The organism is Serratia inhibens (assembly GCF_003591175.1).
Lineage (GTDB): Bacteria > Pseudomonadota > Gammaproteobacteria > Enterobacterales > Enterobacteriaceae > Serratia > Serratia inhibens.
The window spans coordinates 1,545,960-1,559,453 of the sequence record NZ_QYYG01000001.1; the positions used below are offsets into that span (position 1 = coordinate 1,545,960).

Here is a 13,494-nt window from a genome sequence, read left to right on the forward strand (position 1 = left end):
TCTGTGATGGAATCTGATATATCCTGCGACTCCATGCTATCAGCATTTTTTACTCGCTTCGTTGGTAAGATCTGCGTAATTCATGTTGGCCTCTTTTACATAGTCACGACCCTAAACGAGAAAAATATACCCTGAGCGCTCTCAACCTTCTGCAACGGGGATAATGCCTCCGCTGGTAAAAACTCGTCCACATATCATCGGATAACTAAATTCTCAGCACCCGTTCTTTGCAGAATACGCTGACAGAGGGACTGTACAAACTGCCCCATAAAGGCAGATGTCTTGGTTAAATAAACATTATTCTTCGCTAATTTTATTGTTATAAGGTACTTCATCAATAAAAGTTTGACAGGGTTATATTATAACGCTTAGTGTCTATTAGGATTCAATCGGCGTTGAATACCCGTATTGGTATACACAATTAATCCGCCAGGCTTCCAGGCTTCTTTCATCACGGCCCCAACACTTGTATAGTAGGCGTCCAATTCATCGATATTATTGATGATGGACCAGACGCCCCGATCCAGCATTGCAATAGGAAATGGCCCAGGATTAGCTACATCCAATACCAAGCCTCGATTATTTTTTACTGTATTACGCTCAGACGCCAACATATGGCTGGGATAATTCACTTGGGCACCATGACGGATGACATTGTGTTGAATATCTCCAAAAGAGCGATGCGTATCAACTTTAGCGATGGCTTGATTTAGGCTGTCTATGATTGCTTTTTCTTCTTTAGAGTCATCATGCACGGTTCTTGGCCGGCCCGACCTGAAAGTAATCATACAATGCATATCATAATCACCAGTATAAGGAATAGCCTGCCAGTTATCCTGCTGTTTAAGCCTTTGCAGAGATTCTTCCAGGTTATTCATGTCGATGGGATAAATGCCATTTTTAACAATATCGCCCAGCCCATGATTTGGCGTAACATAAATACCGCTCAACTGATTATTCTCCCAGTTCCCCACATATCCTTCTATTTGCGCCGCCTGGACCTTTTTCAACATTTCTTCGCTATTACCCGGATAAACATTGGTAATAGAACTGCTTTTTATTGTTTTTTCGAGAATGTCATGTCCCTTGGCTCCGGCCCCAAAGCCAAGCGCCTTCAAGGTTGGCCTTCCTGCCAGCCTGAAGCTCACCGCATACCTATACATCCGTGAAGCCTCCTCCAATGCCTCCATATGATTTTCAGCAACAAATTCCCTCATCACTCTATTCCTGACTGCCGGAGTTGTCGCTGTCGGCCTCATTCCCCCCAAGCCCGGCAGATCCATGTGGGTTACCCAACGCCCTTCCGCATTCTGTTTCACCGGAGAGGCGTAATTAAACTGCCCGGGACGTGCGGGATCAATCGCTCGCCAGCTCTGCGCATATTCATCCCACCTGACCTGAAAATTTTGTCCCGCTTCGCGGATGTAGTAATTTTTCTCACCCCGACTGACGGCATTTTGCGGGGTCACACTGTAGATACCCTCCCACCTGCTGCCGGCTTCGCCCGGCATAGCGCTTGACAGATCAACCTGTTGTTGCCACTCCGCGTTGAGTTGACCATACTTCCGTTGCCCATCATGTAAATGATTGAATCCTCTTTTCAGCCACCCCGCAGCCGCCCTTATCGGCACCGGTTCCACGATATCCAGCACAGTACTCCCCAAAAGTTTAGCGCCGTAACGGCTGATAAGGATCTTGCGCAGCATATGGGGAGATTCAGCCGCCACGGCGGCTATCAGCTTAGGGCCAACTAACCCCGCCAAACGTTTTTCAGTGACTAAAGAGGCCAATTGCGTTGCTGCTTTTTTCGTGACTTTTATCCCGGCAGTAGTGAGTACCGTCAAGAGATTCAGCGTATCCATTACCACCGATGTGGTATCCTCCGGCGTCAGTTGGTATTGAGAATCGTTCATAAATTTATAGACAACCTCATAATAAGGAACGATGAAGTTTGCCGCCCTCTGTGCAAAACCATGCTCCTGTAATCCCTTCTTATTTTCATCGGCAATGCCGTCAAAACTTTTCTTCAAAATATCACTGACCGTCCCGGCAAGATCTTTCGCGACCGGCTGGTCCACCTGGCCTTGAATAAAAAGGAGTGTAGGGACATCGCCTTTATCATCAAAACCCCGCCAAAAACCTTTATAATCCCTCTCTGTGGCATAGCTGGAGACACTTTTTTTCTCCGCATTTATTACATAAGGGTAAACTCGTTCAGTGCTGGAAATCAGAGGAACATGATCATAATAGGGGGTGTATCGCAGCTTATAATGAGGCATATATTCCTGAAGATACCCAAACTTTTCTTCTGGCTGGGTCATTATCTGCAGATATGGTTTTTGAGCTACCATCCTCTTCCTGACAAGCTGCATTTTCAGCCGCCCATTCAGGGTAGATAACGCCACCCAGTTACGGTTTTTCAGCTCAATCATCGCGAAATTTCCAGGCTTGTTTGCTGCTTTGAAATACAAGACACGCCGCGGGTGTGTAACAAAACTCTCCATAGGAATCTCATTCCATTGCGTCAACAGTAACAAATGGGCACTTTCCTGCGCTTCATACTGGCTGTACTGCTGTTTATAACGGTTAAACTGTTCGTTGTAATCATGCTGCCATTCAAATTCGCTGTTTTTCCTGAACTCGCCAAAAGAGATAAAACCTTCCGGCCGGGACAGCGTCTTACGGAGCGGATCTAATCTCATGCTGTCTGCGGCAAACAACTCTATTGTTTTCACGACAGAGTATTTTTTCATCTCTTCCAGGCCGGCGCCTTCTTTGAGCTGACGGTAAATCATTGCGCTCAGCAACTCATGCATCAGGGCGACATTATCTTCATCTTCATCTTCGTCCCTTCCGCTACCTAACGAGGAGATAAGAGCGTTGTTTTGCAGTATTTTCTGCGCCTCCACCTGTGCAACAGCAATATCCCGGTAGTCATTGTGTTTTCTAACCTCAATCCTGCGCTGTTCTAATTCAGGCACTAAATGACTCAGTATTTGCTGTTTATCAATGATGCTACGCAGATATCGTTTACCGGCTTCAATCTGGTACAGCCGGGTCATTTCATCCGGGCTAAAACCGGTTCTCTGTTTATTATAAATCTGCATTGCTTCCCCGATAAGGGAAAAATACAGCCGGTTGACAGTCATAAATTCAGTGTGGTCAACACCGTCATTCAGAAAACCGGGAGCATGTTCTCTCAGTGACTCTCGCGCTGAGGTAATCCCGTCCTGGTATGCAGTCTGCTGAAAGTGGCGTAAATTAAACGCCGTCAGTGCTGCCTTCAATTCGGCGATATCATCGTTCAGTTGCTTAATTTTATCCCTATAACCTTTATCCCGCGCATAATAATCCCTTTCCCAACTCGACTGAGCTGATATTTCCCGCTTCGCTATCCCAGACGAAAAAAAGAGTTCATGAGTATCATTCATCTGCTGTATTCCGGGCATGTTATTCAGATCGAAGATCGCCTTGCCACGCTCTCTTTCTTTCTGGGCTATGACTTTTTCTTTTGATTCTCTTTCCAGCGTTATACTGTCTTTTACCCCGTTAATCACCCAGCCATGTGCCGCAGTAAACAACGCAGTGTCACTCAGGTGATCAGGGACACTCTGTTGATAGGCAGACATCAGGGAAAAGTCGATATTTGCTGCCTGTTCGCCCAGGATACTCTCCCCCGCTGCAGAGTCCTCCATCAGCGCCGCCCCATTTGCCGCCAGCAGAATCTCCAATCCCTTCTCCATATCCTGATGGTGCTGAACGAATAAATCCGTCAATGCCTCCCTCAGGTCTGCCGGCGTTACGTCACGGTTCCCACCCAGCCTCTCTGCCAGCACCTGTGTTAACCAAACGGCCTTATCCTCATGATTGGAGTGGGACGAGCCGGAAAGGCGCTCTGCCGAGGTCGATGGCGGCCTGCTTTCCACCGTCATCCCGCCGTCAGAATCAATAGCGCGTTTTGATCGCTGAGAGGAGATTTCATGCTCCGGTGGGGCGTTGTCCTGCCGCGAGGGCGTACTGGGTATTTTGGTTTGTTCCGCAAATGAACCAGACGATGATAAAGCCTGCACGGCCGTATCAATTTGAGCGGATGTCGAGGCAGCACTTTCCTGTACAGCGACGACGTTAAATTCAGCGCCGGTACGGCCTCCCGCCGTTTCCATTGCCGCTTTGGCCAGCATTTCTTGTATGGCCTGCTCAGAATAGGTTCTGATTGCCGCTTTTACCCCGGCATATCCCCCGCTCCAGAACAACGCCTCCGGCAAGTCAAACGCGATTTTTTTTGTTATCTCTTTAGCGTAACCCTCTTCATCATATAGGCGCCCAGCGATTATTGGCGCAGCCATACTCAACGCCAGCGCGGGCGAGAGAGACAGAGTCAATCGGAATGTTATTTTGACAAGCTCCTGATTGATAAATCTGTTTTTTTCCTGCCCGACAGGGCCTTGCCCCAGCCTCGCCCGGTTCATGGCCCGAATACCGTTATACAGGGTTACGCCGGTTCTGACGCCTCGAATAGCAACGCGCAGGGGGAATGAAATGGGTCCTGTAATCAGTTTAAAACCGCCGTTGAATAGCGCATAGAGCGCGCCGCTCGCCACTCTTCGCTCTGCCCAGTGGCGAATATCCTCCGGCAGGCTGCGAGCCCCCGCGAGGATCTCTTCCGGCGTCGGCGGATAGACAGTGCTATTCTCGGCAGCGTGTTTTACCGCCAGCATGACTCTTTTCAGGAATCCCTCACCGTCAGGATCGGCCTCTTTGGCGAAATGTGAACGATTTTCTGTCAAAACGGCCGTCAGCGCGCGCTCAAATAACGCCCCTGCGGCGGCTTTGTCTCCCGGGTGCTTATGCTGCAGGTAACCTTGCCTTAACTCATGCGCCCATTCGCCTATTCCGCGCGACAACATGCCGCCGCGGGAGTAATTGTTCAACGACGTCCCGGTCGTCTCGGCAACGCCGGCTTTGACGTCTGCTTTAAGCTCACTCAGGCCCAGCAGCCACCCAATCGCTATTTTACGCAATTCCTCGCCGCCCTGATGTCCATGCTCAGCCAGACGTACGGCAACATTTTCGATTTCACCGGCAAGCTCGACAAAGTGCCCAACGGCCGCAGTGATGATGTCATCAAAGCGGGCAATATGTCCGTCATCGTGCAACACCGCTCTTAGTTCCTCTCTCTGCCGGGAAATAAACGCCCGCACCTCTTTCCCCTCCTGCAAGCGGGTTATCGGTGCCAGCAGAGCCTGCAGTTGGCCCCGGAATTGCTGCTCGTCAGCCTGCCAGCGCGCCGCTTCATGTTCCAGCAGTTGATCAAGCGGCTTGCTCAGCGCCGGCATCTCCTCGGGCAAGACAGGCTTCACGGCCAATCTTTGTTGCTGCTCACTCGCCTCCTGCAACATCCCGGCAAGTGCCGGCATCTGTTTTATCCGCTGCTCCGCCTGCTGGATTTCATCCAGCAACAACAGCGCCGCAGCTTTAATCGCCCCATTGACCTTTTCAGAGTCGGCACTGCCTCCCCCCAAGAGAGCATGCGATATCCTGTGGCCTGTTTTACGGGTTTTACTGACCGCTTTATTGGATAAATGAAAGACATGTCTTTTCGTCTGGACAACTTTGTTTTTGATATCCGGCCAAAATTCGCTATTCGGTATATCCGTGTCTTTTCCCAAAGGCTCAACCCGCACCTTCTCTTGCCTGAGCGCAGCAACAACGCAGCCCAGAGCGTCAGATACCTCAATAATGGCGCAGGCAAGGCGGACATCGGCTGAGGCTGAGGCTGAGTTCGCAGTTTTGATGGCCTCCTGAATCAGGGGATTACCTGATTCAGTGACACCTGCAATCTTCCCGTCAATGGCGGGGATACGCCGGGCGTACTGATTAAAATTCAGGCTCCAGTGAATGAGTGGCGTTACGCTCACCAAGGTTGGCAGGTTAACCGACACCAGCAACGTTTTCATAGCAAGCTGCCGGGCCTCCCTGGTGCCCGTTAATATCCCGGCAGAGGCGACTTCCAGATATACCGCCAGCTTTTGCCTTGCCAGCCGGCTCTCCGCCAGCAACGACACCTCCAGCTGTTTGAACCTGGCGTATTCTGCCGTGTACCTGTTACTGTCTGAAAAGAGCAAGCCTTCTGCCCGTTGTCTTTCCTGTTCGCCACTAAGCCGCAAGCCATGCAAGGGCGGCAGCTCTATTGCCGCAACCAGCGCTTCCCGCTGTTCTCTGGTCGTTTTGTCAACTTCTTCCGCCCAATTCAACTGGCCAACTTTTCCGGCGGCTTGCAGGGCTTCCAATGCGGCATTGATGTTTCTGATTACTGCATTTGCCTGCGGTATAATCGCCTGAACGTCAGGTGAGGTCTTCTGCCCGGCGTTTAACACGGTTTCCAGGGTGTCCAGAAATTGCCGTACGGGAAGCAAAAGGGGATGCAGCGCCTTGGGTATATTGCTTCCCCACAGCACACCGGCCAGTTTTGCTATGCCTTCCTTATCAAGATAAAGCCCCGAGATGTTATAGCCCTTATCCTGATACTCCATCAGCAGTGGAAGCTTCCCGATAAAAGCGTCGCTGATGACTTTTTTCAGATTGTCGAAATCATCCTCCCCCTGTAAATGTGAAAATACCTCAGCGCTGTTGTTATTTTCCTTAGCCAAAACAGGCCATTTATCCCCCAATGAAAAACCCAAATCGTGCAAATCGTCGTCTAAATCGCCCTCCCCGATGAGTTCTTGCAGTCCTTCAATATCATAGCGCCCCAAAGGGCTTGCATGCTGGCTGCTTGCCGCCTCCTCTTTAAATTCATCGTATAAACTCATAAAAATACCTTTAGCAGAGATAATTAAGGATGCCGTTCTAAACAGGGCTTTTATTCCGAAATAAAGACGCGTGGCCGACGCCCCGGGCCGGGGAAAACTTCATCTTTATCGACCTGGGGAAATATTGGCAGTGCGGATATCCTTTGCAGAGAACAACAAAGAGAAGAGATTAATAAATTCTCGGGTGCAGTATTTATGCAGATAAACCACGTTCATCCATCAGCTCGTGCAGTTAACTACAGAGCCGACCCTGACTCGGCAGGGATCTTTCCTGCCGGAGTAAAACAAGTTCGAGTCAGACGATTAAATAAAGACTATCTTATCCCTATTTATTTCCGAGATATAAACGCTCCCCCCGTTTATTTCCGTCACCGCTTCTTGACTGCTTTCCCACCGTTTTAGAATGGCCTCAAGGTTGCTCTGGTTGTCTTTATCCATCATGCCGGCCAGTGCCAGATTAATGGTTACGGCAAAGGCTCCCCCCTCGTCGGCCGCCTTTTGCCGACATTTCAGCGTCACTCGCGCCAGTTTTTGTTCGGCTCCCGTTCCCATCTGTTCACACAGCGTTTTCCACAGCAGGCTGCCCAGCGCGTTCATATCCACGGCGGCGGCCTGCACAATCTCGTTGCTGACGCTTTTCACCAGCGTCTGCGGCAGGCTGTTATCCAGCAAAATCGGCACGGTAACGGAATACATCAACGACAGCCGCGGACGGTTGCCCAACGACTGCCAGAAATTACCCAGGCTGTTGAGATTTTCCTGCGGCGGGATAATACGGCTATAGGAACCGGCAATGCCGTCGAGTTCGCGGTTATTCAGCAACGCCTGCAGCGCCCGGGTCATTACCCTGACAGCCTGATTATCCGGGCTGCTGTCCGGCCCATTGCCGTCGCTGCCGGCGCTTTGCGTCTCCCAGTAGGTGATCAGGTAATTGCAGTTCAGATTGACCCACCCCGCCCGCAGCATACCGCTGCCGGCGTTCAGCCGTGCGGGTTGACTCTGCCGCAATTGCAGGTCTTCATGCACGTCATACAGAAACACGCTTACGGTGGGTGACGATTGCGTACTGTCAACCTGCGGCAAATCAAAACGGATATCAACGCCTGCCGAGGGTTCCTCGTTTTCCGGATCTTCCGGCTTGGGATTGATATAGGTATTTAACGCGGCGTACAGCGCCTCATTGACTGCCACGATAACGTTGGAAGATGTGGTCATAGCCGACATAAAACCTCACTGAGTTATTCTGGATGAAGGGAAGGAGATCAGAGCGCCACGCGCCCCAACTTCCCCAGTTCCCGGGCGATCGCTTTTTCTATATGGTGCAGGTGAATCCTGTCGTTTTCCCCCTCCGCAGCCAGCACTGCGGCCAGAAGAGCCACATTACGGATATTGGCGCCGGTCAGTTCGCTGCGGGCGGCCAACGCGGAAAAGTCCACATCCTCGGCAAGCTCCAGCGTCTCTGGCCATACCGAGCGCCACAGTTGCGTACGCAAAGAGACGTCCGGATAAGTAAAGCGGGTGATAAAGGTAAAACGCCGGTTAAAGGCGCTGTCGAGATGATTGCGGTTGTTGGTGGCCAGGATCACCAGGCCGGGATAATTTTCCAGCCGCTGCAACAGATAAGAGACTTCGATGTTGGCATGGCGATCGTGCGCATCTTTTGTTTCGCTGCGTTTGCCGAACAGCGCATCGGCCTCATCAAAGAACAGCACGCCGCTGTCCGCCTGCGCCAGGTCGAAAATACGCGCCAGATTTTTTTCCGTCTCACCGATATATTTGTTCACCACCGTAGAGAGATCCACTTTGATCAGATCCACCCCAAGATGCTGCGCCAACACCTCTGCCGCCAGCGTTTTACCGGTACCGGAATCACCATAAAACAGCGCGCTGATGCCGATTTTCCCTGCCGTTTTACGGCTGAAGTGTTTTTCCGTGACGCTTTCCCGCAGCCGGATGGTCGCCAGAATTTCGTTTAGCTGCTTTTGCAGCGCCGGCGACAAGATCATGTCGTCGAAGGTGCGCACCGGGGCAATACGTTGCGCCAGTTTGCCGAAGTTTTTACGTGAACGCCTGGCCAGCGTCTGGCGTAAATCCTCCGCAATAAGCGGAGCGTTTTCATCTCTGATCTGCCGATAATAATCGGCTTCCTGCATCAGCAAAGGCGCATCGGCGGGATTAAAGGCGTATCGCTGCGCCAGCGCAAACAGCGCGCGTTTCTCTTCCTCATTGGGTGAAGCCGGCCACGCCCCTTGCAACAGTTGCGCTTTCTCTTCTGCAGCCAACGGCGGCATGGAAAGATGGACCGTGGTCAGGCCCCTGAAAACGGGCACATGAGCGGCGGCGTCCGACATTATCAACACCGGCAGTTTCACCTGTGGCAGCAGCCGTTCCATCTCGCGCAGATAGCCGTTTTTCTCGCTCGCCAGTGGTTCGCCGTTCTCCAGCAACAAAACTGCGTGTGACAACAGAGCATCGCGGATAATTTCCGCCATGATCTTCCCCTGTTGCGTTTCCGCCACGTCAGGCAGTGACTCCACGTCAATACACAGCATCGCGTAACCGTATTCCGCCACTATGGTGGCTAACGCCAGTTCACGACCGTCCAACTCCTGTCCTTCCACCACCACCATCGGCACCACTTCAGCGCTATGCCGCAGACACAGACGGGAGATATTTTCACACAGCGACTGCGGGTACCATGCGGAGCTGCCCGGTACGGCCCAACGCGTGTACGGGTGCTGGTCGGTTACCGGCGCGCCGTCACCGCAGAAATAATGCCAAACCGATGCGCTCACCCTATAAACCGGCCCTCCCGCTTTTTTGCCGGCATTTTTCTCCTCAGACATCAGATGAAAGCGAAACAGCGGCGAAGAAGGATGCAATGCCGATTGCAGCTGCCGATACGCCATTTGCGTCCCGGCAAACAGGCGGTACAGCAGTGGCTGGCCTATCCCCTCCTTCAAGTCGCCGTTTGGCAGCATGGCGTAATGGCCACTCAGCCGGGGCAACATTCCGGTCAGCAGAATATCGCGCTCTACGTCGGTTAAATCAAAAGCGGCCACCACAGCGCGCAGACGCTGGGTCAGCGCATCGCCGGTATCTGGCAAGTAAGCGCCCGGAACCTCGGTGAAGTACGGGACGCCGTGCGGAAAGCCGAGGCGCAGCCTAATGGCCTCTTCCGGCAGGAAAAAGTCTTGCAGGCCGGCAGGCGGTTCATCCATTCGCAGCAAATAGTCCTGCTGGAACAACAGATCGATGCGCTCCAGGCAGAGACAGAAATCGTTATCTTCAGGCCCGGTATCCGGGCGGTATACATAGGCGGGTTCAGACAGGAAGTTCATGGTTTACCCTAAAAATTATGAAGCGGCCAGTTGATCGCCAGCGGCAGTTCCAACCAGGGGAGCGGCGCCAGCGTCAGCGGCCAGGGCCAGTCGCCCAACAGCAGATCGAAGGATTCGGGTTTTACCGCAATCTGCGCCGGTGAGGTTTCATCGTTGATTGCGCCCGGGCGTTGCAGAAACAGCGCCCGGATATCCGCCAGGCCCAGTTTTTGCCAGGCAGGAAGCTGCCGGCCCACCGCCGTCAGCCATTCGTCAATCTGCCGGCACAGAGGCTCGCTTAACGGGGCTATCTCCGACAGTGGCTCACCGAGCGGGATACCGCACAGTAAATGATTGACCTTCAGCCGTTCGGCGGCCGGCGTCTCTGCAGCCCACGCCAGCCAGTCCAGGCTTACGGCAGCCAGGCGGCGAGCTTCATCACTGATAAATCGCCCCTCCCGGCAGAATTCCAGCAGGGAAAACAGCTGCGGCAGCAGCGGCCACAGCAGCACCAGGCCGGCGTTGCTGACCGGTTGTTGCGATTCAGTACCCGAGAGTCTCCGCTGCTGTCCTGACTCGCTATCAGAGTGGCTTCGCTGCTGTTGTGGCTCGGCATCAGAGTGGCTCCGCTGCTGTCGTGGCTCGGCATCAGAGAGTTTCCGCGGCTGCCCTGACTCGCTATCAGAGAGTCTCCGCTGCTGTCGTGGCTCGCCATCAGAGAGTTTCCGCTGCTGTCGTGGCTCGCTATCAGAGTGGCTCCGCTGCTGTCCTGGCTCGGTATCTGAGTGTCCCCGCGGCCACTGTTGATGCCCGGCATCAAGGTGCTCCCACAGTTGTCGGTCTGGTTGTGGTAAAAGCCGATCAAGATAAGCGCTAATCTCCTCCACGTTCCCTTTGCCCACCTGCCTGGCGATGACGTTGCGCACGGGCTTTCGCTGCCATAACGGCAGCAGCCAGCGGCGGGCAATCGCGGCCAGCTGTGTGGGGGGCGCCGGCCGGTCAGGGCCACTCAGCAACCGCACCGCCTGCATTGTGGGGATTTCACCCTGGGTGATGGCGTCGCACCATTCATTCAACTGGCTGTGGGCCGGGTGATTAGCCTGCAGCCAGCGAAGCCCCCGGCTGTCATTCAGCAAATAGCTCAGTGCCGCTACCGCCAACCGGCTGGCGGTGACCCGGCGGTAATAAGCGGCGGGTAAGGCATCCCGACCTTGCGCCGCCTCTTGCAGCAGCCGCTTTAACAGTTGCTGCAACCGGCCCGGCTGCGGGTGGTGCAACAACTCTTGCAGATTTGCCGGTTGCAGGCAGCACAGCGCCAGCGGATAAAGTGATACGGTATCGCGACCGAACCCGGACAATAACGCGGTGGGGCTGGCCAGAGCGGGTAAGGAAGGAGCATCCAACCGCTGCCGGCCGTTTTTTTCAACATAGGGCTTAAGATAATCTTTCAGCGCCTGAGCCAGACGCGGATTAAACTGTGCGTCAAGCAGTTCCCTCTGAATGGCGCCAAGGTTAATGACCACTTTAGCCAGGCTTATTTCCGTTTCACTATCCAGGGCTGTCACGATATCCAACAGCACGTTCTTTAGATTATCGCCCGTAAAAAAATCAGATTGCAGCAATAGCCGCCCCGCAGATGGGTTATCGGCCTGAATCTGATATTGGACTTTATTTATCATTAAAGCATTATCAGCCATATAAAACCCCAAGGGTCCGCGGGAAAATCGTCACAGCTTTATAATAAAGGCCAAGATATAGTAGGGTGGCGTGATATCTATGGCGTGCTGATGCGCAGGCAATGTAGCGCTGGAACTATGGGTATGTGATTTCCCTGCCCCTATAGGTTGGGTATAAGGATAGACGTAACGACTAGTACCGTATGCAATCACTGGTGAGTTGTTCACAATATAATAGCCAGAAAATGGAACTTTATCTACAACAAATCCATATTTATCAACAGCATTAATTGTAGAATACCTCTGCCCAGTTTCATGGCTATGGGAAGGCATTTGATCAACCGTCAATGCCGTTCCCCCCACCTTTACCGTAATATTTTGTGAATTGTTATTGTTCGTACTGGTTGAAAATTTTTTGTTATTTTTATCTCCCGTAAATTTCGCTGATGAAACGCCATTAATGCCACTAAGATTACCCCCCATAATAAAGCGGTCAACCAAATCAGGCGTACCGTTATTGCCATCACATAAGGCCCAGCCCGCAGGAGTAGCAGAACCAGAAAACATCATAATCATGCCTTTCTGGAAGGTTTGTTCAGGAAGCAGACCGATACCGTCCCCATTGACCTGAAGCCCAGCGCCAGATTGCACTTTTAAGCCTTTGCTCTCGTCTACACTCAACCCACTGTTGGCCGTCAGCTTAACACCCAGCCCTTTCTCATCAATTTGAATCCCGATCCCGGCGTCTATCGACAATCCATTCGAGCTCAAATTCAACCCGCCGGCGCTCCCGTCAGTTGCGCCATCCGTCCCCTGACCGCCGCCGCCATTGTTATGACTACCTTTCGCCAGTTTTATCGCCAGGCCGCTTTCAACCATGGCGATACCGTTTGACGGTTTTATAATCTGTATGGTGCTGGTATAGATAAAGTTTACATTTAAAAGAGAAATAATCTCTCCCTTAGGGTCGTTGGCGAAATCTGGAATATAATAAACCCCAAGCATAAGAGGATCTATTACCAATGTACTGTCAGTGAAATCATCTGCTCCGGGGTCCAGTGTAAACCTGTACCACATATTAAGATCGGTATTAGTTCCACCATTCACATATTCGAACGGAACCGCCCCACTCCCTTCCCCTATTGCTTTTTCAGCAATAATACGCACTTTTATGTATTCTCTCGTTCCATTCGATTCTATTTTAACCGCCGGAACCATAAAGAGTGTGTTATCCCCGACTTTCTCATTTGTTGCTTTATGAGGACCAGACGCAGGTTCGAATGCAAGGATGGCCGTTTTTTTGTGCATCGACATTTCGCCGGCATAAACATTGTTAAGCGAGAGTCTCTTATTATCTTTTGACGCAGATAAATCATAATAAGTATTAAAAATAAACTTGGGGTCCCATGCCAGACGTTCCTTATGGTCTTTTCTTAACCCCCAACCAGTCTCTTCGCTCCCTACTGCCTTGACGCCAATATCCGCCATATCAATCAAATCAGAAAAATCGCTTTGCAAAGGAATACTCCCGGCTTTAAAACGCGCTTTTAACGCCTCCGCGTTGGGTAAAGCGCGCAGCATCCGCTCGGTCTTCGCCACCACCGGTTCTTTTTTCACCGCCGTGCTTTTCTTTGCTTTGCTCACCGGTGTTTTCTTTCCGTTATTAATATCAGTCATTTTTCCTCT

Annotated in this window: 5 protein-coding genes; all 5 read right to left on the reverse strand. The window is 51.9% G+C overall.

Annotated features, from left to right (window positions below; translation table 11 throughout):
- Positions 1 to 368: 368 nt before the first annotated feature.
- Positions 369 to 6,812, reverse strand: a complete 6,444-nt coding sequence (locus D4100_RS07340) for a hypothetical protein (RefSeq protein WP_119803817.1) — start codon at positions 6,810 to 6,812, stop codon at positions 369 to 371.
- Between the two features lie 303 nt (positions 6,813 to 7,115).
- Positions 7,116 to 8,027 (reverse strand): Pvc16 family protein, encoded by a 912-nt coding sequence (locus D4100_RS07345; protein ID WP_158586333.1) that lies wholly within the window; start codon positions 8,025 to 8,027, stop codon positions 7,116 to 7,118.
- A 47-nt stretch (positions 8,028 to 8,074) separates the two neighbouring features.
- Complete coding sequence (locus D4100_RS07350; protein ID WP_119803821.1) at positions 8,075 to 10,153, reverse strand: ATP-binding protein; 2,079 nt, start codon at positions 10,151 to 10,153, stop codon at positions 8,075 to 8,077.
- Positions 10,154 to 10,161: 8 nt separating this feature from the next.
- Positions 10,162 to 11,829: a contractile injection system tape measure protein gene (locus tag D4100_RS07355; RefSeq protein WP_119803823.1), complete on the reverse strand. Its 1,668-nt coding sequence runs from the start codon at positions 11,827 to 11,829 to the stop codon at positions 10,162 to 10,164.
- Positions 11,830 to 11,859: 30 nt separating this feature from the next.
- Positions 11,860 to 13,485 (reverse strand): tail fiber protein, encoded by a 1,626-nt coding sequence (locus D4100_RS25765; RefSeq protein WP_199685658.1) that lies wholly within the window; start codon positions 13,483 to 13,485, stop codon positions 11,860 to 11,862.
- Between the last annotated feature and the right edge of the window lie 9 nt (positions 13,486 to 13,494).